At 35.5% G+C, this 22235-nt stretch carries 19 protein-coding genes; 4 read left to right on the top strand and 15 right to left on the bottom strand.

The features are described from left to right. A complete protein-coding gene (locus HM987_RS11595; protein WP_179008218.1) occupies positions 1–531 on the bottom strand; it encodes an RNA polymerase sigma factor in 531 nt (176 codons plus the stop codon). 87 nt (positions 532–618) lie between these two features. Further along, positions 619–1215, bottom strand: coding sequence for a superoxide dismutase family protein (locus HM987_RS11590; protein WP_179008217.1), 597 nt, complete (start codon positions 1213–1215; stop codon positions 619–621). 253 nt (positions 1216–1468) lie between these two features. Between HM987_RS11590 and hemN the strand changes: the two genes are divergently transcribed. Together hemN and HM987_RS11580 are read left to right on the top strand one after the other, a co-directional pair. Beyond that, complete coding sequence (hemN, locus tag HM987_RS11585; protein WP_179008215.1) at positions 1469–2833, top strand: oxygen-independent coproporphyrinogen III oxidase; 1365 nt, start codon at positions 1469–1471, stop codon at positions 2831–2833. 85 nt (positions 2834–2918) lie between these two features. Beyond that, positions 2919–3752, top strand: a complete 834-nt coding sequence (locus HM987_RS11580; RefSeq protein WP_179008212.1) for a universal stress protein — start codon at positions 2919–2921, stop codon at positions 3750–3752. A gap of 75 nt (positions 3753–3827) precedes the next feature. On the opposite strand, the gene HM987_RS11575 is transcribed toward HM987_RS11580, so the two are convergent. From HM987_RS11575 to HM987_RS11530, 10 genes are all read right to left on the bottom strand, one after another. Next, on the bottom strand, positions 3828–4316 hold the full coding sequence (locus tag HM987_RS11575) for a hypothetical protein (protein ID WP_179008209.1): 489 nt from the start codon (positions 4314–4316) through the stop codon (positions 3828–3830). A gap of 419 nt (positions 4317–4735) precedes the next feature. Continuing rightward, positions 4736–5299, bottom strand: coding sequence for a hypothetical protein (locus tag HM987_RS11570; protein ID WP_179008207.1), 564 nt, complete (start codon positions 5297–5299; stop codon positions 4736–4738). An 86-nt stretch (positions 5300–5385) separates the two neighbouring features. Next, on the bottom strand, positions 5386–6087 hold the full coding sequence (locus HM987_RS11565; RefSeq protein ID WP_179008205.1) for a sulfite exporter TauE/SafE family protein: 702 nt from the start codon (positions 6085–6087) through the stop codon (positions 5386–5388). Further along, positions 6088–6534 carry a FixH family protein gene (locus HM987_RS11560; RefSeq protein WP_179008204.1) on the bottom strand — a complete coding sequence of 149 codons (447 nt, stop codon included), beginning with the start codon at positions 6532–6534 and terminating at the stop codon, positions 6088–6090. Positions 6535–6678: 144 nt separating this feature from the next. Further along, positions 6679–8103, bottom strand: coding sequence for a cytochrome c oxidase accessory protein CcoG (gene ccoG, locus HM987_RS11555; RefSeq protein WP_179008202.1), 1425 nt, complete (start codon positions 8101–8103; stop codon positions 6679–6681). Between the two features lie 7 nt (positions 8104–8110). Then, positions 8111–9088: a cbb3-type cytochrome c oxidase N-terminal domain-containing protein gene (locus HM987_RS11550; RefSeq protein ID WP_179008200.1), complete on the bottom strand. Its 978-nt coding sequence runs from the start codon at positions 9086–9088 to the stop codon at positions 8111–8113. Next, positions 9085–9270 (bottom strand): CcoQ/FixQ family Cbb3-type cytochrome c oxidase assembly chaperone, encoded by a 186-nt coding sequence (locus HM987_RS11545; RefSeq protein ID WP_179008198.1) that lies wholly within the window; start codon positions 9268–9270, stop codon positions 9085–9087. Before HM987_RS11545 ends, HM987_RS11550 begins: the two co-directional genes overlap by 4 nt. Positions 9271–9276: 6 nt before the next feature. Further along, entirely contained in the window at positions 9277–11484 is a 2208-nt protein-coding gene (gene ccoN, locus HM987_RS11540) for a cytochrome-c oxidase, cbb3-type subunit I (RefSeq protein ID WP_179008196.1), read from the bottom strand. 10 nt (positions 11485–11494) lie between these two features. Further along, complete coding sequence (gene ccoS, locus HM987_RS11535; RefSeq protein ID WP_179008194.1) at positions 11495–11680, bottom strand: cbb3-type cytochrome oxidase assembly protein CcoS; 186 nt, start codon at positions 11678–11680, stop codon at positions 11495–11497. Between the two features lie 73 nt (positions 11681–11753). After that, on the bottom strand, positions 11754–14129 hold the full coding sequence (locus HM987_RS11530) for a heavy metal translocating P-type ATPase (RefSeq protein WP_179010031.1): 2376 nt from the start codon (positions 14127–14129) through the stop codon (positions 11754–11756). Between the two features lie 110 nt (positions 14130–14239). On the opposite strand from HM987_RS11530, the gene HM987_RS11525 reads away from it, so the two are divergent. Beyond that, entirely contained in the window at positions 14240–14917 is a 678-nt protein-coding gene (locus HM987_RS11525; protein WP_179008192.1) for a Crp/Fnr family transcriptional regulator, read from the top strand. Positions 14918–14939: 22 nt separating this feature from the next. Here HM987_RS11525 and HM987_RS11520 read toward each other — a convergent pair whose 3' ends face one another. Then, positions 14940–15818, bottom strand: a complete 879-nt coding sequence (locus HM987_RS11520; protein ID WP_179008190.1) for a diacylglycerol/lipid kinase family protein — start codon at positions 15816–15818, stop codon at positions 14940–14942. Between the two features lie 57 nt (positions 15819–15875). On the opposite strand from HM987_RS11520, the gene HM987_RS11515 reads away from it, so the two are divergent. After that, complete coding sequence (locus HM987_RS11515; protein ID WP_229724420.1) at positions 15876–16844, top strand: App1 family protein; 969 nt, start codon at positions 15876–15878, stop codon at positions 16842–16844. Positions 16845–16995: 151 nt separating this feature from the next. Here the strand turns inward: HM987_RS11515 and HM987_RS11510 are convergent, their stop codons facing one another. Together HM987_RS11510 and HM987_RS11505 are read right to left on the bottom strand one after the other, a co-directional pair. Further along, positions 16996–18942 (bottom strand): S9 family peptidase, encoded by a 1947-nt coding sequence (locus tag HM987_RS11510; protein ID WP_179008188.1) that lies wholly within the window; start codon positions 18940–18942, stop codon positions 16996–16998. Positions 18943–18970: 28 nt separating this feature from the next. Then, positions 18971–22210, bottom strand: coding sequence for a WD40/YVTN/BNR-like repeat-containing protein (locus tag HM987_RS11505; RefSeq protein WP_179008186.1), 3240 nt, complete (start codon positions 22208–22210; stop codon positions 18971–18973). Between the last annotated feature and the right edge of the window lie 25 nt (positions 22211–22235).

Below are 22235 nucleotides of genomic sequence, written 5' to 3'. Positions count from 1 at the left end.
TTATAATACCATATCTCGTAACTGTTTAATACAGTTTCTGTTTCTTGTTTTTACCGTGCCAATTGGCATTTGTAATTCCTCTGAAGCTTCTTTTTGGGTAAAACCTTTAAAGTAAAGAAGTTCAATAACCGCTTTACATTTTTCGCCCAGTTGGGTTACAAATTTTTTAATTCCAATAGCATCTGTGCTGTCATCTAAATTATCATGACCAGCTATTATATCTACGAAATAATCGGCGTGTAGGTTTTGTTTCGATTGTTTAAAAGCCTTAGAGCGTGTCTTATCTATAGCTGCATTGCGCGCTATATTAAGTATCCACGTAAAGAAACGTCCTTTTTTTGAAGAGTAGGTATCCGATTTGTGCCAAGCCTTTATAAAGACATCTTGCATCAATTCATCCGCAATCGCAGTATCTTTTACAATATTATAAACCACGCCATGTATACTTTTGCTATACATGTCATAGAGTTTTTTGAATGCAACCTCGTCCTTAGCCTGAAATTGATCCACTAGTGTATCTATATTTACCATAAATATGTCACTTAGAATTTTACAGTAATGGGGAAGGGAATTGCTGCAATAGTTCTAACAATTAAGTTGTTATTAAAGTTGATTTTGTTATTCTATAATTCCGGCACAACCAATGCGAGCACCAGCATCACCAGAAGGTTGCGATTTTAGATCATCTACACCAATGTGTACTATAACGGCTTTGCCTAAAATATCTTTAGTCTCGTCTCCACATCCAATACACCATTCATCTGTAGTTTTTGATATAGTGGCACGTCCATTGGCATTTGCGGTCATGTTCCCTATATCTCCCTTGTGGTATCCACTTGCATCTCCCCAAGCACCATGTGGTTGTGCTGTAGGATTCCAATGCCCACCAGCAGAAGTACCATCGCTAGCAGAACAATCAGCTTTTTCATGAATATGGATTGCATGTTGACCTTCTTCCAATCCAGTAACAGTGCCTACCATAGTGACCATACCATTTTTCTCTGTGAAGTTAATGGTGCCCTCTACATTGCTGTCACTTTTTGGAGAAAGTGTGATGCTCATCTTTTTCTCCATTGAAGTTTTGTCCATGTCATCATTGTCCATGTCTTCCTTCATTTCGGTGTTGTCAGGAGTCTCTGTGTCCTTTTTGTTGTCTTTGCACGCTATAAAAGATAGTATCGCACAAGACAATACAAATAATTTTAAAGTTTTCATTTTTTTTTGATTTTTTCAGTTAGCTAAATGTAAGTAGATATACGCAGTTATGCAAGTAACAGAAGTATTTGTGATAAAATTATTTCGATTTAAGTTAAGCCTGAGTGAAATTGGAAACAAAAGTAAATGTCGTTTAAAAGTTCAAATTTTAAACTTTAGGTAGTATAATCCAATAACCAAAATATTCCTTACATGACAAAAGTCATATTTTAAGGAATAATATAATTATAATTTTGACTTATAATTCTAAGATATGAGTCAATCGTTAATTCATAAATATAATGTTGCGGGTCCACGTTACACGAGCTATCCAACAGTGCCGTATTGGAATATGGATACTTTTTCCTTGGCACAATGGAAAGCGTCCTTAAAACGCTCGTTTGAAGAAAGTAACAGCTTCGAAGGTTTAAGTCTATACATTCATTTACCGTTTTGTGAAAGTCTCTGTACATTTTGTGGATGCCATAAACGGATTACTAAACGACACGATTTAGAATCGCCATATATAAAAGCAGTTTTAAAAGAGTGGCATTTGTATTGCGAATTATTAGGACATAAACCTAAAATTAAAGAACTGCATCTTGGTGGAGGCACACCGACTTTTTTCTCGCCAGAACATCTCAACTTTTTAATTTCTGAATTACTAAAAGTTTCTAATTTGGCGGATAATTATGAGTTTAGCTTTGAAGGCCATCCTAACAATACTACAGAAGCCCATTTACAAACTTTATTCGATTTGGGGTTTAGACGTGTTAGCTTCGGCGTGCAGGACTATAATATTAAAGTACAGATTGCGATTCACAGAATTCAACCGTTTGAAAACGTCAAACGGGTTACGGAATTGGCTCGTAAAATTGGTTATACCTCTGTCGGACATGATATTATTTTCGGTTTGCCGTTTCAAACTGAAGCCGATGTTATTGAAACTATCAGAAAGACAAATGCCTTAATGCCAGACCGCATTGCGTTCTATAGTTATGCGCATGTACCTTGGATTAAAGGAAACGGCCAACGTGGTTTCAATGACGACGATTTGCCATCTGCCGAATCTAAACGTTTGCAATACGAAACAGGAAAGCAACAATTGGAAGCTGCAGGTTATGAGGAAATAGGAATGGATCATTTTGCACTTAAAACCGATTCACTTTTCAAGGCCATGGAAACCAAAATCTTGCATCGTAATTTTATGGGTTATACAGCCTCTAAAACACAAGCTATGATAGGTTTGGGCGTATCTTCAATTAGCGATAGTTGGTATGGTTTCGCCCAAAATGTGAAATCAATTGAAGAATATTATCACTTGATTGATGAAGGTATTATTCCTGTTTTTAAAGGTCATATTCTAAATTCGGAAGATTTGAAAATTAGAAAACATATCTTGAATCTCATGTGTAATTTTGAAACCTCATGGAAGGATGAAGATTTAACCTTTGAAGAATTACCGGAAGTCCTCATAAAATTGAAAGAATTTGAAAATGATGATTTACTCCAATTTGAAACAAAAGGAGTTGCCGTTACGGAAAAAGGAAAACCATTTATAAGAAATATATGTATGGCATTCGACCTGTTATTGCAAAGAAAAAAGCCAGACACGCAGTTGTTTTCTATGACGATATAATTTGCATGACTATAGAGGTAGTTATGAGACCTTAGATAATAAAAAATTAGAGTTAATGATCATCAATAATTTATAAACTAATAAAATGAAAAAAATAATTGTACCCGTAGATTTTTCTGAGCATTCAGAATTTGCACTTGAAGCTGCAGCAAGTTTAGCTCAAAAATTTGGATCTGAACTTATCGTATTGCACATGCTGGAATTGTCTAATGCGATTATTACATCAACTCACGAGGCATTGAGTCAAGAAGCTGTGTTTTATTTAAAATTAGCCGAACAAAAATTTGATACTTTTTTAGACAAGCCATATTTAGAAGATATTCAGGTCACACCAATCGTGAAGCATTTTAAAGTTTGGAGTGAAGTTAATGACGTTGCACAAGAGCACAATGCTGACCTTATTATAATGGGTTCTCATGGCGCTAGTGGCATAAAGGAAGTATTGGTGGGTTCTAACACTGAAAAGGTAGTGCGATATTCAGATATTCCGGTATTAGTGGTTAAGCATAATCCTATTCTATTTGATTTTGAAGATGTTGTTTTTGCTTGTGATTTTACTGAGGAAGCCGTTAAACCTTATTTAAGTGCAAGAGCTATTTTTGATAAACTTGGTGCTAAAACCCATTTAGTCTATGTGAACTCTCCAGATGGTAACTTCAAAAGTTCTTCAGAGATTGATAAAAAAGTGGCTAATTTCTTAAAAAGAGCAGATGGTGATCTCGAAAATATGTCGAAGGTCAATGTCGTTTCGGATTATTCAATAGAAAAAGGTATTTTAAATTTTGCCAATGTTATTGGTGCAGACGTGATTGCGGTTGCCACACATGGCAGAAAAGGCTTATCCCATTTCTTTGAAGGCAGTGTTTCTGAGGATATCGCCAATCATTCTACATTGCCAGTAATTACCTTTAAAATATAAAGCTTGGTGTAATTTGTTGGTTAGTGTTTCTATATCAAGTTGAAAACGCCAAGGAACGGAATCTTTGGCGTTTTTTTATCTTTTTAAATCCCTGAATTCGCGTTCCTGCTCTGCGTTAAAATTTAGGTTGTTTTTAATCTCAACATGGGTTGGTCTAAGGCTTATGAGATAAATTAAAAGTACAGCAGAAAAAATTAAATAATACTGATTAGAAGTTGTTAAAAACCCAACTATGCCTAAAAAAGCAGGTCCTTCTATCAATGCAAATTGTATTAATTTGGAGCTTTGATACTGCATTAGTTTTTCTTTTAATGAAGATTTAGAATGTGCCTGAAGAATGGTCGTTTTAAAAAGATATTGACTGGCTAAGGCACCAACAATTGTCAATACCGGAACGACATAAAATAATCCGTCTTCAGTATCAGTAAAATTGAGGAACTGATTTTCAGTAATATACAACACGACCATGATAAATAAGAATATTGATGCACAAAATACCATATGAATAATGCTTAGGATTCTTAGTATACCTTTACTTATTTGTTGTTGATTGGTTGTGTCCATTATATGATAATTAAGATTCTAATGTGTAAAAAAGACTTTAGCACATGACAAAATTTTTTGGTATAGTATGTTTTTAATTTCCCGAAGGGAAAAGAATTGGTGTTAATAATGTCATTTCGAATGCATTGTTTAGGAATTTACTATAAAGCACATCGTTTTAACCGCTATAAATTTTACCACGAATACACGAATTCACTAGTTTGATACAATAACAAATGATTAATTGACAATCTATGTCACAAATTAAACAGACCTGTGGTCTGTTCCAAAAATATGTAGACTTTTAGTCTATCGCAAATTAAGATTCGTGTATTCGTGGCAAAAAAATCATTGATTCTATTTTTATCATGTACTTGAAAAAAAACTTAAATCTATGCATTGGAAACTTAAGTCCTTATTGAAAATTATATGTTTTACTTCTAAAAGCGATACCCAATCCGTAAATGAAGGTTAGCGGTAACGCCGTCATCAAAAGTGTTAATAACGTTGTCTTCATTAAAATAATGAATATAGCCAATGCCTATACCAGTTTCATAATTGAAATGCTTTCCAATATTACGACGAATTCCCCAAGTAGGAATAATGCTAAAGTCACTAATAAAATTAAAATTATCTTGTACCGAACCAATGACTAAATCCGGATGATATGTGGTTTTGATAGCAATAAAATTCCCGCTATTGTCATCGATTCTTCTCGATTTTCTAACTCTTTTATTAAGATTATAATACCATCGTGGTTCTAACGTAATTGCAGGGATGAAAAGAAAAAATGATCCATCTTCCAAGTTCTTGCTAAAGATACCAGCATCCAAACCAAGTTCACTGCGCAATACAATTGAGTTTGATAGTTTCGCTTCATTATGCGCCCAAATTCCTAAGAATCCAGTTTGTACGCCAAAGATTGATTTTTCTACACTAGCCTCTTGAGCTAATGCTGCTAAAGTTGAATCACCAAGTAGTAATGCCAAAAAGATGTTTTTCATTGATTGCTTTTGATAAAATTTAAGGCAATGAATATAGGAATTATTATGCTATTTTAGAGAAGGTGTTTAGACTAAGGCATAATAAATTAATGACATTTTAAAGCACTAGAAGCCATTTCTACAATCGGAGCAGGAGAGAGGTAAGGAATCCCAAGTCCTAGACCACGAAGAATAAATAAAGCACCTATAATAACCACAAAAATAGGAATCGCCTTTTGGATGCGTTGTTTGACAGTACTGTTCAAAAATTTACCTAAGTAAATAGCTGAAGTCATTAATGGAATAGTGCCAAGTCCAAATAAAACCATGTATAGGCTTCCTTCTAACAAACTGCCTGTGGCAATGGCACCAAAAACGGCCATATAAACTAAACCGCAAGGTAGAAAGCCGTTAAGGAATCCAATAGTTAAAAAGGTATCTGCGGTTTTCTTTTTTAAGGCCTTTCCCAATGCGGATTTTACTTTTAAAATAACCTTATAAAGCGGTTTTGAAAGATTGTATTTGCCGATAGTTTGGTGTGGCAAAAGTACTATAGCGATCATTAAAATCCCAATGACAATAGAAAGTTGCTGTTGTATGCCAAAGAGGGAAAAACTTTTACCAACCAGACCAAACACCAACCCGATCATACTGTAAGCTAATAATCTACCTAAGTGATAAACGCCTATCTGGCTCACTTTTTTAAAGGAGTTGGAACGATCTACAGGCAACATAAAAGCGATAGGACCGCACATGCCAACACAGTGCAAACTTCCCAATAAACCTAATATGAGCGCAGAGACTAACATCTAATAGGTGATTTCAGTTTTAAAGAGATAAGAATTAGTGTTATATTTCCAATCTATTTTAATGTTCCAACGACCATCCAACAAGCGTTTGTCAGGTATGAGCAAATTATGGTTAGATAGTGAAATTGGAGTTTCAAAATCTAATTGCTTGTTAGATGGTCTGTATAGGAACACTTTACCTTCAATATTATTAATATCTAAATCTTCTGGAAATTGAATAACAATACCATCATTAGTCTTTTTCCATTTAATATTTGTTCTTAAGTTTTTGGCGTTTTCTTCATGATCAATATCTGTTTGAAATTGAAGCTCTTGGCCATAATAATCTTCGACTACTAAATCATGGTCATATTTCTTATCTGTACTCATACTAATGACGAAGTACATGATAAACGAAATAAAACATACAAATGCAATTACTATTGCTGTTCCCCAATTTACTTTCATCTCTCAACTTCCTGCGAAAGCAGGAATCTCTGTTTTTATATCTACAAGGTTCTGAAACCTTGCAGGATTATTATTATTATCTTTTAACCTGCTAAGTCGGGACGAGTGAACTGCCTACTAAAGACTGAACACTGTCAACTTTCTTTAATTAAAACTACGTGGTCCCATAAAGGTAACAGATGTTGTTTCAATTATTTCGTCCTCACTGTATAGGTCAATCGTTACCTCATTTTTATCGCCAGACAAATCACTCTGTTTCAATTCAATAAATAGCGTACCTTCGGCTATCCCTTGTGATTCAACACTAAAGGTTTCTGACGTAGAAACTACATTTATGGTGCCGTCCCATCCTCTCAGCTTAAAAGTTAAATCATCAATCTCTTTAGACGTTTTGTTTACTAATTTGAAGGTGTAGACATTACTGATAATTCCATCATCCTTATGTTCGTACAATTGGCCTGGTAAACGCAAAATCCGAGCTTCAACATCGCTACGCAGTAATAACATACCAGCTAAGATACCGATCAATATGGTCAGTACGGCAATGTAACCTTTCATACGAGCCGTAATTTTGAACGGTTCTTTTTTCTCAATTTCGTTTTCACTTGCAAAACGAATCAACCCTTTTGGAAGATTGATCTTTTCCATGATGTCGTTACATTCATCTATACAAGCTGTACAGTTAACACATTCCAATTGTGTTCCGTTTCTTATATCAATACCAGTAGGGCATACGTTAACGCATTGCAAACAATCAATACAGTCGCCATAACCTAAAGCGTCACGATCTTCATTCTTTTTGAATTTTTTTCTACCGTTTTCAGCCTCACCACGTTTGTAATCATAAGCAACAACAATGGATTTGTTATCTAATAGCACACCTTGTAAACGACCATACGGACAGGCTATAATACAAACTTGCTCTCTAAACCATGCAAATACAAAATAGAATACCGCTGTAAAAATGAGTAATGGTATAAGTGTACCTGTATGCTCAAATGGACCTTCAACAATATATTTTAAGAGATCATCCCCTCCGATTAAATAGGCCAAGAAAACATTGGCAATTAGGAAAGAAATAATCAAAAATATAAACCATTTTAGGACACGTTTTTTAATTTTTTCTGCATCCCATTTTTGGCGAGCCAGGCGCATTTGTTTATTTCTATCGCCATCAATCCAATATTCAATGCGTCTGAACACCATTTCCAAAAAGATGGTCTGTGGACAGATCCAGCCGCAAAACACACGACCAAAACCTACCGTAAAAAGTGTTATAAAAACAACGCCTATCAACATTGAAATAACAAAGAGATAGAAATCCTGGGGCCAAAACGGAAAACCAAAAATGTTGAAACGTCTTTCTAGTATATTAAATAATAGAAACTGATTACCATTGATTTTTATAAAAGGTGCAGCCAGTAAAAATGCTAATAAAAAGTAGCTAACTAGTTTTCGCTTATCATATAAGGGGCCAGATGGCTTTTTAGGAAACACCCATTTACGTTTTCCCTCTTCATCGATGGTGCCAATAGAATCTCTAAAAACTTCATTTTCTGGCGTTTCCATTTTTAATTTATTTAAAATCTATTGATTTTACTAAAGAGTCGGAAATATTGTCTTCGATTTTTATATCAACATCATGTACTGCTTCACCTGTTTCCATGTCTTTTAAGGTTGCATCAATCCAGATATCGCCTTCAGGATCTTTAGGTTCGGCAGGTGTAGTCCCTTGGAACTTTAAGACATAACTCGCTACTTGAGCCATTTGCAAAGGTTTCAGTTCAGATTTCCAAGACACCATTCCTTTTCCGTCTCTACCACCTTCAGAAATAGTTTTGAATACATTTTTAATTCCGCCACCTAAAATCCAATTCTCGTCAGTTAGGTTAGGACCAATTCCGCCGCCACCATCAGCTTTATGACAGGCGACGCAATTGGTTTCAAAAATAATTCTTCCAGCATTTAAATCTGCTGATTCCGACAATATTTCAACAGTGTTAAAATCCACTAAATTCTTAGCGGTTTTTTTATACGCTTCTATGGCTCTATTAGCTTCTGCATATTCAATTTCATATTCCACAAATTGATCGTCGGCATTAAAGACATGATATCGTAACATATAAATTACGGCAAAAACGATGGATATATAGAAGGAGTAAATCCACCATGGCGGTAAATTATTATCCAATTCCTTAATGCCATCGTAATTGTGGTCCAATATAATTTCACCTTCTTCTTCTACTGGTTTAGAACCTAATAGTTTAGTATAAGTTCTTTTTATCCAACGTATAAACTTTGGGGTTTCAGCTCGTTTCAGATCATACCTAATTTTAGCTGCTTCATCTAAACTCTGATAGAGAATGTTATCCATTGAGCCAACGATACCTTCTATGGCAATTAGCACCAACAGTACCAATAACAGGAACAGCATTATAATGGGTTGTTCTATAAATGCAGGCTTTTCTCCTGAATCCACAAAGTATTCTACCAATCCTGCAATGGCAAAAAAGATGACAGGAATTCTTATGTATGAAGGGATTAAATGTCTCATATCTGGGTTTCGTTTTGGTTGTCTAATGGTATATGGCTAACTGCTGCTATATAATCTTTCTTAGCTGTGATTACCCAATAAAATAATACAACAAAAAAGATGAAGAATATTAGTAGTGAGATCATCGGGTAGATTTCTATACCTGTGATACTTTCTAAATGGCCTTTTATAAATTTGAACATAATAAATTAGTTTTGAGCGGTTTCTTCAATAATATCCTTAACTTTTATATCGGTTCCTAAACGCTGTAAATAAGCAATCAAGGCAACGATTTCCCTGTTTCGCATTTCTACGAATCCTTCGCCAGAAGCTGCTTTATCTGCTTCATACGAGGCTACAAAATCTGGATCGCTATAAAGATTTTTCTCAATTTGCGTCCCTTGTTCTAACATCGAAGTCTGTGCATTGACAATATCTTGTTCAGTATAAGGAACACCTAAGGATACCATAGTCTTCATCTTTTCTTCGGTCATGGACTTATCCAATTTTGCACCTTCACCCACAATCAACCATTTATACGATGGCATAATAGAACCAGTAGATGTGGTCTGAGGATCATACATATGGTTAAAGTGCCAGTTATCTGAATATTTTCCACCAATACGATGTAAATCTGGCCCTGTACGCTTACTTCCCCAAAGGAAGGGATGATCGTAAACAAATTCACCTGCTTTTGAGTATTCTCCATAGCGTTCTACCTCAGACCTAAATGGACGAACCATTTGGGAGTGACACCCAACACAGCCTTCCCTAATATAGAGATCACGTCCCTCAAGTTCTAAAGGTGTATAAGGTTTAACACTACTAATTGTTGGAATGTTGGATTTTACAACAATCGTTGGAATAATCTGAACGATACCACCTATTAAAATCGCAATAGTCGCATATATGGTTAAAAGTACAGGTTTGCGCTCTAACCAAGTGTGCCAGCCTTCGCCTGCAACACGTCCTTTAGAAACACGTTTTAATTCAGGAGCTTCTGCTAACTCGTCCGTAACTTTATGTTCAGATGTTACAACGGTCATAATAACGTTGTAAACTAAGATTAACATACCAGTGATATAAAGTGTACCACCAATAGCACGCATCCAATACATAGGCATAATTTCGGTAACCGTTTCTAGGAAGTTACCATACACTAGAGTACCATCTGGGTTAAATTGTTTCCACATACTAGCTTGGGCAAAACCAGCAACATACATTGGTAAGGCATATAACATGATTCCTAAAGTGCCAATCCAAAAGTGCAGGTTGGCTAAGCCGATAGAGTATAATTTGGTTTTAAATAATTTAGGTATTAGATAATAAATCATACCAAACGCCAAGAAGCCGTTCCAAGCTAAAGCGCCAACATGAACGTGGGCAATAATCCAATCTGTAAAATGCGCAATGGCATTCACATTTTTAAGCGATAGCATTGGCCCTTCAAATGTTGCCATACCGTAACCTGTAATGGCGACAACCATAAATTTTAAGACAGGATCTGTTCGAACTTTGTCCCAAGCACCACGCAAGGTTAACAATCCGTTGATCATTCCACCCCAAGAAGGCATCAATAACATCACTGAGAATGCGACTCCTAAATGCTGCGCCCATTCTGGTAAAGCTGTATATAATAAGTGGTGTGGTCCTGCCCAAATGTATATAAAGATCAATGACCAGAAGTGAACTATTGAAAGACGATAAGAGTAAACAGGTCTATTTGCCGCTTTAGGTACAAAATAATACATCAACCCTAGGAATGGTGTTGTTAAGAAAAATGCAACGGCGTTGTGTCCATACCACCATTGAACCAAAGCATCCTGAACTCCTGCATAAACAGAATAACTTTTCATCCCAGTGAAGCTTACAGGTAATTCTAAGCTATTAAAAATGTGAAGGACTGCAACCGTTACGAAAGTGGCTAAATAAAACCAAATAGCAACATAAAGGTGGCGTTGACGACGTTTAAGGATAGTGCCAATCATATTCACACCAAAAGCGACCCAAATCAAGGCAATGGCAATATCAAAAGGCCACTCCAATTCTGCGTATTCTTTTGAAGTTGTATAACCTAAAGGGAGCGTAATAGCGGCTCCCACAATAAGGAGTTGCCATGCCCAGAAATTAAAATTACTTAGCATGTCGCTAAACATTCTGGCTTTTAGGAGTCGTTGCAATGAGTAGTACACTCCAGCAAAAATGGCGTTACCTACAAAGGCAAAAATCACGGCATTGGTATGTAATGGTCTTAAGCGTCCAAAACTTAACCATGAAACACCATCTGTCATGTTTGGGAATAAAAACATGAAGGCCAAAATAAGGCCGACAAGCATCCCAACAACTCCCCAAAGTATGGTGGCGTAGAGGAACTTTTTAACGATTTTGTTATCGTAATAGAATTGTTGCATTTCCATATTGAAAAAATTAGTCAGTTTTTGTTTGTTTAGTTGTATCGGTTTGTTCTTTTACGAGTTCATCTTCAAAAAGCATGCGTACCGATGGTGTATAGTCATCATCGTATTGACCAGACCTTACAGCCATTATAAAAATGACAAAGAAAGTCACGCCAACAACAACGCTTACCGTTAATAAAATATATATAACACTCATACCTATTGAAGTTATGGGTCAAAAATACTATTGACCTCAGATTTAAAACATGACTTTTATCATGTTGATTAATTTATTTTAATTTCCGTCCTAAAAGATTTGTAGCAATGGTTGTAAACACCACAATACTAATAGAACTCAAAGGCATTAAGATTGCCGCAACTACAGGTTCTAACTGACCTGTTACAGCAAAGTATAATCCAATGACATTATAAAAAAACGACAGCACAAAGCTCCATTTAATGATTTTTATAGCCGATTTTGAGGCTTTAATAAATTGATAAAGTTGTTTGAATTTTGAAGCGTCCAAAATACCATCACAAGCAGGCGAGAAGACATTTACATCTTCAGAAATGGCAATGCCAACATTACTTTGTGCCAAAGCTCCGGCATCATTTAAGCCGTCTCCAATCATAAGCACTTTTGCACCTTCTGACTGGTGGTATTTTATGAATTCTAACTTGTCTTCTGGTTTTTGGTTGAAAATTAACTTCGTTTTGGATGGAAGTAGTTTTGTTAGATTTTCACGTTCACCTTCGTTATCTCCAGAAAGAATCACCAAATCAAAATGCTGTTTTAATTGATTGAATAATTTTGAAACACCCGTTCTGTAACTATTGTAAAAAGTGTATTTTCCTTTATAGATATTATTACTACTGATATGAACAGTGGTGTTCAAAATAGAACTATCTATTGAACTCCCCACAAAATTGGAGGAACCAATCTTCATATTTATAGCATCGTGTTTGGCTTCAATACCTTTACCGATGTGTTCTTCGAAAGCATCAAGTGTAATAATATTGTTTTCCTGTAAAATGTTATATAAGGTTCTACTTAAAGGGTGATTAGATCCACGAAGGGAGTTCTTTAAAACCAAACTTTCAGAATCCGACAATACAGCGCCCTCATATTCCGCATGACTCTCTTTGTTGGAAGTAATTGTTCCTGTTTTATCAAAAACAACCGTGTTTATTTGCGCCAGTTGTTCTATAACGCTAGCATTTTTTACATAGAATTTTAATTTACCGAAAATGCGCAATAAATTGCCGAATGTAAATGGCGCTGATAAAGCAATGGCGCAAGGGCAAGCAATAATCAGTACAGCTGTAAATACATTCATAGCTTTGCTCGCATCTACAAATAGCCAAAATGATGTGGCAATTGCTGAAATTGTTAAAATAGCAATAGTGAAATGTTTACTAATGGTATTGGTAATTGTGGTAAAACCATCTTCCTTGTTTTTACTGAAAACATCGTTACTCCACAATTGGGTGAGATAGCTTTGTTCAACTGATTTTAAGGCTTCCATTTCAATAACGCCATTGGTCTGTTTGCCACCAGCGAATAATTTATCGCCTGATGCTTTTGAAACGGCTTGCGATTCGCCAGTGACAAAACTGTAATCGATTTTTGCTTTTCCGTTAATTAAAATACCATCAACAGGAATTAACTCTTCATTCCTGATTAAAATCCGGTCTCCTTTTTCAATATCATAAACCTGAACCGTTTCTTCATGATCTTCCTTATTTATTTTGGTGATGGCAATAGGGAAATAGGATTTATAATCGCGCTCAAACGACAAGAACTGATAGGTTTTTTGTTGAAAGAATTTACCAACCAAAAGAAAGAAGATCAATCCGGAGAGACTATCGAAAAATCCCGAACCTAAATCGAACATAATTTCAATGGTACTTCTTATAAATAAAACAGAAACGCCTAAAGCAATAGGAACATCAATATTTAAAATTTTTGCTTTTAAACCTTTGTAAGCCGAAATAAAATAATCTTGTGCAGAATAAAAAACAATAGGTAAGGACAGGGCGAACATTAACCAGCGAAATAAGGGTTTGTATTGTTCCAGCCAATATTCATTAACCTCAAAATATTCAGGAAATGATAAGAACATAATATTGCCAAAACCAAAAGCTGCAACTCCAAGTTTGTAAATTAAGGTTCTGTTGATATGCTTTTCTCCAGAGTTAAAATCATCTAAACTGATATACGGTTCGTAACCAATGGAACTTAACAATAAAACAACGGCTTTTAAATTGGTTTTTGTAGAATCGTAGCTAACTCTAACCGTTTTTTTACCAAAATTAACCTGCGACTCTGAAATGTTTGGATTCAGTTTTTTGAGGTTTTCAAGAATCCAAATACAAGAACTACAATGAATATGAGGAATATAGAGCGTTGTAATTTCTATAGTATCGCTTCTAAATTCCGTTAATTTTTCAATGATATTTTCCTGCGATAAAAAGTCGTATTTTCCTTCAATTTCTTTGGGTATTGCACCTGGAGAATTTTGTAAATCGTAGTAACAGGTGAGGTCGTTTTCGTTAAATATTTCGAAAACGGTCTTACAGCCATTACAACAAAATGATTTCTGTTGAAATGTAATTGGATGATTTCCACAATCATCACCACAGTGAAAACAAGTGTTGTTTTCCATTATTAATTTGCTCATTTATACCTTTAGCAAAAGTCACAAAACTTGTACGTTTAAAATATGATATTTGTCATGTTTTGATTAACTTTGAAATTGACGAAAACATAGCTGGTATGAGTAAATGTGAATCATGTATTATTAAAGAATTTAATGCTTTAAAGTCTTTAACTAGAGATGAGTTAATGCGTGTTTCAGCGTGTAAAACAGGTAAAATTTACAGAAAAGGTCAGGTCATTTTTGAAGAAGGGGAGACAATCAACGGTGTTTATTGTGTTAAAGATGGTGTTTGTAAGCTCTCTAAATTAAGTGAAAATGGTAAAGATCAGGTCGTGAAATTAGTTGTTAAAGGTGGGCTCTTAGGAAAACGATCTTTAGTGTCAGAGCAGAAAACCAACCTTAGTGCTACTGCATTGAATGATATGGAGATGTGTTTTATTCCTAAAAGTGAAATAATGAATGATTTACAAAAAAATCCAAAATTCACTATGGATGTGCTAAAGGAAATGGCTGAGGATTTGAAAGCTTCGGATGAATCTTTAGTCAATATGGCACAGAAATCAGTTAAGCAAAGAATGGCGGAAATACTTCTATACATTGATAATGATTTTGGTAAGGATAGCGATGGCTTTTTAAGTATTGTACTATCTCGTGAAGACTACGCAAACATCGTTGGGACGGCTACGGAATCTGCGATTAGAATTTTATCTCAATTCAAAAAAGAAGACTTGATTTCAACTTCGGGAAAGCGGATTAAAATTGAAGATTACGAAGGACTAAAGCGAATAGAGTAATTAATTTATATATTTCATTTTATTATTTGTTCACTAAAACCTTGAGTTTCTTAGGCAGTATTTTTACGTCAATTTCTGAAACTTTTCCTAAGTATTCTCCGTCAATTTGAAATTCAATAGGCTTTGGTATCGCAATTTTGGCTTTATTGGCTGAAAAACATTCTACAAAATCCTTATCCATCCTAGGCGTATTTTTTAAAGTTTGAAGAATTTGTATAACATCCATTTTTTTAAAAACCAGAATCTCAAACTGACCATCATTGAGTTCTCCATCAGGATTGATAGTGGCACCTGTACCAAACTGTTTGGCATTTGCAATGGCTAGCATAATACCTTCTTTTGTGAACTTTTCATGGTTGATGATAATTTCAAATTGGTATGGATAATCCGATTTTACCAACGAAGGAATGGTTTGTAGAGCATAACCAAGCTTCCCTCTGATTCTGGAATCCTCATAATTTTTAATAAGTACAGCGTTAACTCCAATATCTGCAATGTGAAGGCATAAATCACCGTTTACGGATAGCATATCAACATCAATACTGTGGTTACCAAAAGTCACAGCGATTTGCGCACTAAGTTGAGTAGGTAAATTTAAATTTGATGCGAATCCATTGGATGATCCTGCTGGAATAATACCAAGCGGTAGGTTTTTTTCCATTATAGCATTGGCAGCTAATTGCAAGGTACCATCGCCACCTACGACGATGACATGTTTAAAAGATGTATCGTTAAGAATATTTTTTATTTTATCGAGATCATTGTTACCAGTGGTTTTATATTTTTTCAGGTTAAAGCCTTTTATTTCAGCTTCTAAAGCGATATCATTAAGTATTGGTTTTTTGTTGATATCACCAGAAATAGGATTAAAAATTACTAATATTTCAGGTTTTCTAGACATCTGTTTTTTGAATTATGTATAAATTTAACTAGTTTATAAACTTTAATCCAACGTATTGTGCCAAAATTAGATTTAAAATTGTACCGAGGCTATGTTAATGACCAAGAACTTGTGGTTACAGGTCACGTATTCAAATCGTGGGCGCCAGATAAATATCGATTGGACAGTGAGGGAATTAAGCATGCCGTTGCCGTACTGCACATGTTCAGAATTAAGCCTTATCCCAATATTGAAGTTACGCTACGTTTTAAGAACATAGAAGTTACCACCAAAACGCTCAAGGATGGTTATTTTAAATTTAGCTTGCCCTATAAAGACCATCTTGAAAGCGGCTGGCATCGTTATGATGTGAGTTGCAAAATAGGTGAATTTGGTATTGTTAATTGTGCTGAGTTATTGAAACCATACAAAGGCAAATTAGGTATTATTTCAGATATTGATGATACATTTTTAATTTCCCATAGTAATAATTTTTTTAAAAAACTCTACGTCATGCTGCTTCGAAATGTAAATCGAAGAAAAATTTTTACGGATGTTGTAAAACACTATAAGGCATTGAGTGAAGCCGGACAAACTACTGATTTGGCATTTAACTCATTTTTTTACGTTTCTAGTAGCGAATATAATTTATACGAATTTATTGTGGCTTTTGCTCGACTTCATAAATTGCCAAAGGCGGTTATAAAACTGAAAAAAATTAAGGCTGGTATTTCTGATTTTTTGTTGACAGGTAGAGGCGGACACGACCATAAATTTGAAAAGATTAAAGAAATCATTTCGTTTTACCCTAATCTAAATTACGTATTATTAGGAGATGACTCACAGCAAGATGCCTATATTTATGAACGTGTATGCAAACTTTTCCCCAAAAATATTACAGCCGTGTATATACGACAGACAGCTTCAACAAAGTCTAAAAAAATTAGTAAGGTGCTCCTAAATATATCGAGTCTCAATGTTGAAACCTGTTATTTTGAATATAGTCGTGAGGCTATTGAACATTCAGCATCTATAGAAATAATATAGGAAAACGATTATTAACCAACTATGACGATTTCCTCAAAATTGAAGATCAAAATAGCCTCAAACAGATGGAGTAAAAATACTTTTAAAATTGAAAAATCCCATACTTTCATAAGAACTGCATGGGATTTTTTAGTTAAAGCGATTCAACTATTTATTTCGTTTCACTTTCAATCTTTTCAGATGAGGTTTCACCATCAATAGGTGCATTCTCATTTTTGAGATGCGTATCAAGGAATTTTAAAATTCGACTATAGGCCTCGATTTGGTTTTCTTTTTTAATAAAGCCATGACCTTCATCATCAAACAAAACATATTCCACAGGAACACCATTTTGTCTAACACCAGCCACAATTTCATCCGATTCTACTTGTAATACCCTTGGGTCTTTTGCACCTTGTAATACAATTAAAGGTTTAGTGACTTTATCTGTATGGAATAATGGTGAAATACGCTTTAAACGCACCGAATCTGCTGAAAATGGGTCTCCCAATTCGTCATAAAGCGCTTCTCTAAACGACTCCCAATACGGTGGAATACTCTTTAAGGTACGCATCCAATTGGTAACACCAAATAGATTGACACCAACATCAAATTCTTCTGGTGCGTAGGTTAAGGCAGCCATGGTCATATAACCACCATAAGAACCACCTATAATTCCGATTTTGTCACCATCAATTTGTGGTTGTGATGCCAACCAATTTTTACCCTCAACACAATCTTGTAAATCCTTTTCGCCATGGTTTTTATCATCCATTTGAAAGAATGTTTTCCCATAACCACTACTTCCTCGATTATTAACTGCCAACACGGCATAGCCGTGATTCACCATATATTGCATCAACGAACTAAAATTCTGACGTGTTTGTCCACCAGGTCCACCATGAACCCAAACCATTGCAGGAACCTTGTTTTCCGCCGAAGCTTGATGAGGTAAGTAATAAATGGCCGGTATTTCGGTGCCATCGAATGATTTATATCGTATTACTTTGGCATTAACTAAATCTTCTGGATTTATAGCATCATTTAATACATTGGTCAGTTTATGCTGCTCTTTTGTTTCCAGATTGTAGGTATATAAGTCTGAAGGCGAATTAGAACCTCCCACATACATACGCATCCACTTTTCGTCATCACTAAAGCGCACACTGGTAATACTTTTACCTTCAAAAACTGGTAATTCTATTGGTTTCATAGTTTGGGTGTCTAATACTTCAATGGCGTTTTTACCATCTTCGTTTACATAGACAAGCATATAGCTACCATCAGAAGTAAATCCACTACCTACAACATCCCAAGACTTTTCAACTACTTTTTTCTTTTCCTTGGAATCTAAATCATAAGACATTAAATAGGAGAATTCGGAGCCATCATCAGTCGTATAATAAAAGGTGTTGTTATCCTTAGAAAAATCCTGAGCAGAATTACCGCTCATGGTATCATTAATTTTTGTGGTTTCTTCTGTTTTAGCATTATAAATAAACAAGTCACTATCATTTGTATTTACGGTTTTAGAAAGTGCGAAATAGTTTTCATCTTCAGACATACCGCTAAAATTCATACCATCATTATTTTGATAAAGCATTTCAGAAGTGTAATTGTCAATGGACATTTTATAGACATCGAAAAATTTAGGATCGCGCTTATTGGAACCATAATACAAATGCTTATCATCTTTAGACCAGCCATAGAAATCGGCTTTTGCACCTTCTATAGGTGTGATATCTGTGATTGTGCCGTCTAATTCCCTAACGTATAAGTGACTGATTTCATCTCCATTTCCATCTGCACTAATTAACATTCTGTTGTCTTCAGGAAAATAGGAATTTGCAAAGTAAGAGGTACTGTCAGAAGCAGTAATCGGAGTCATTTCACCACCTTTGGTTGGAATGGTATATACATTATAAATCCCTGAGCGGTTGCTAGAAATCAATAGCGTACTATTGTCATGGGAAAAACTTCCTCCACTTACCGCTTCATTGTCCATAAACTGTTCAATGGTGTACTTCTCAATATCGCGCTGAACGACTGTGGTATCCTTGTCCTCTTTACAAGAAAACAGAATGGTACTTACACAAAGTAATAAAAGTAATTTTTTCATATGGTTTGGTTTTAAAGTTAAATTGGTATCAGTCAATTGTAAAAGTTTTGATGTCTTTAAAAGGATCTATTTGAACCTGTTTCATTTCTTCTTTATACGCCTTCCAGTCTTTATTATAGAAGCTGTTGGTTTCAGAGAACAATGCTTTTAAAGCATCTTTAGCTTGTTTAATTAAAGTGGTTTCTGTGGCGGTTAATCCCGTCTGGCTTCCGTTAACATAACTACTTGCCAGATCCAAACGTTGTATTGGCGTCATTTCTGGACTTCTTGTAATGCCTTGGCGTTTATCGACTTTACCCAAATAATTGTCGATTAGGCTATCAATTGATTTTACGATATCTTTTGAGTTTTTAATTTGTGCTTTAAAAGCTTCTTTATCGAGTTTGGTTAAATCTTTTTGATAGGTCTCGGCAATCGTTTTACTTTCCACTAATTGTTTTACGGCATTGAAAGCAGTTTGCTGTAATTGTTCCAATTCTTTTGAAGCCGCATAAATCTCATCGATGTTCTTTTCGGAAATATCTAATCTTGGATCAGATGCAACTTTTATAGTTGTTTCAGAAGTTTGGTCGCCATAATGTAAAATTGCTTTGTATATTCCAGGTTTTACTCTGACACCTCCAGATTCTATTTTCGCTTTTCTTATTTTTCGTGACGGTCTATCAACTCCAGCTTCATCCATATTCCAGATCCATTTGTGTACGCCGTTTTCTTTTGGAGCTTTGGTCTTTAAAGTTCTGATTAAACGTGCACCATCATATAATTTTAAAGTCAATGAATCCCAAGAGACTTTTCCTTCTGCTTTGTCCTCTAGAGCTTCTTCGCTATCGCTCTGAATGACATCATCATGATCATCATCATCATCATCATCATTATCGTTTTTCTCATCTTTTGGCATATCTTTTTTAGTGAAAAAATAACTAAACCGAGCTCCTCCATTACGATTTTCGCCATGATACATGGCATCAGCTCCAAAGCGACTTCCTGTTGGTTGTTGGTAAGACGCTTGATACGCTGTAGGTGGATTAAATAATTTGATGTTCGAAGACATCACTGATTTATTCTTAGCTAGTTCCCGCAAAGGTCTAATATCATCTAAAATCCATGCCGCACGTCCAAAAGTACCTATGACTAAATCGTGTTCCCTTGGTTGTATCACTAAATCCTTGACGGAAGTGGTTGGAAAGCCTTCGGTCCATTTCGTCCATTTGTTTCCAGCATCAATTGAAATATATAAGCCGTCATCAGTACCTAAGAAGATGAGGTTAGGTTCTTCAATATCTTCAACAATAGACAATGTATAACTCTCTACATCATTCTCATCAACGATGCGTTCCCAAGTTTTTCCATAGTTTTTTGTTCTGTAAGCGTAAGGTGTATAATTGAATCGTCTGTAATCATTGGCGATTAAGAGCGCTTCCCCTTTGTTTTTGTTGGAAGCTTCTATTTGTGCAATCCAACTATTTTTGGGTAAGCCTTTTATTTCGGAAACGTCTGTCCAATTTTGTCCACCATCTTTAGTATAATGTACGCGACCATCGTCAGTACCAACCCATAACATATCTTTTTCCAAAGGCGAAGGTTCAATGACCAAAATAGTCGTATGATTTTCCGCACCAGTAGCATCCAAGGTCAATCCACCACTATCGGATTGTTTTTGTTTTTCGGGATTGTTGGTCGTTAAATCTGGTGAGATGACTTCCCAGGCTTCACCTTTATCTGTTGATTTATGTACAAACTGACTTCCGAAGTAAATGGTGCTATTATCAAATGGATCGATGTTAATGGCAGAATTCCAATTGAATCGTAATTTTACATCTGGATTAGGATGTGTTGGCCGTACCAAATAATTATTTCCCGTTTGCCAATCGTAACGACTTACATAGCCTTGCTGACTCATGGACCAACCATAGCGAGCATCGTCTTTATCTGGAATCACATCAAAACCATCACCAAAACTGATTTCCTGCCAATAACTATTTCTAATGCCTTGTGCTCGCCAAACATAAGCTGGTCCTCGCCAAGAGCCATTGTCTTGCATGCCACCATATACATTATATGGAAACTCATTGTCGACATTGATATGATAGAATTGAGCCACGGGAAGATTGCCAATAAAGCGCCACGTTTTTCCACCATCTTTGGTAATATTCATTCCGCCATCATTACCATCAATCATAAAATCACCATTCTCAGGATGTATCCACCACGCATGATGATCAGGATGAATACCGTTACTTACACCATACGCTGGCATTAATTGTTTGAAATTCTTTCCACCATCTTGAGACACATTTACATAAGTAAAAACAGAATAAACTCTGTTTTCATTTTGGGGATCGACATAAATTTCAGAATAGTAGAATGGTCTATTTCCAATATCATCTTTATCATTGACTTTTTTCCACTTAAAACCACCATCTTCACTTTTGTAAAGTGCATTCTTTTTGGCTTCAACCAAAGCATAAATGATATTTGGTTTGTTTGCTGCAATAGCGACGCCAATTCGTCCTAAATCACCTTTTGGAAATCCATCGTCTTCAGTTATTTTTTTCCAATTTTTGCCGCCATCATGGGTAATATGTAAACCAGAACCTTCACCTCCAGAATTAAAAAACCAAGGATCACGTTTATGTTCCCAAAGTGTAGCAATTAATTTGTTCGGGTTGGTAGGATCCATGACTAAATCAGCAACACCTGTTTTATTATTTTCGAATAAAATTTTGCTCCAAGTGTCTCCGCCATCAGTAGTTTTAAAAACACCGCGCTCAGGATGTTCTCCCCAAGGCGAACCAATGGCACCAACATATACCACATCTGGATTTGTTGGATCAACGATGATGCGATGAATATGTCTTGTTTTTTCAAGTCCCATGACCATCCAGTTTTTTCCACCATCCAATGATTTATAAATACCATAACCACCATTCAAGGAATTTCGAGGATTGCCTTCGCCTGTTCCCACCCAAATGACGCTTGGGTTTGATTGCTGAATTTCAACGGCTCCAATAGACGCGGTTACTTCCTTATCGAAAATCGGTTCCCAAGTAATGCCACCAGAATTAGATTTCCATAAACCACCAGACGCCGTTCCAACATACATTATATCAGGATCTGTTGTGACCACATCTATCGCAGTAACGCGACCAGACATGCCACCAGGACCAATGTTTCTTGGAGTCATATTTTTTACTAAATCCATTGAAAATTCTTGTGCAGAAAGTAACGTTACACAGAATAGCATAACAAGCGATAACAAATTCTTCATTTTATTTATGTTGATTGACTAATCC

This window comes from Winogradskyella forsetii (assembly GCF_013394595.1).
GTDB lineage: Bacteria > Bacteroidota > Bacteroidia > Flavobacteriales > Flavobacteriaceae > Winogradskyella > Winogradskyella forsetii.
The sequence above is the reverse complement of the archived record's forward strand: the minus strand, read 5'-3'. Positions and strand labels throughout refer to the sequence as shown.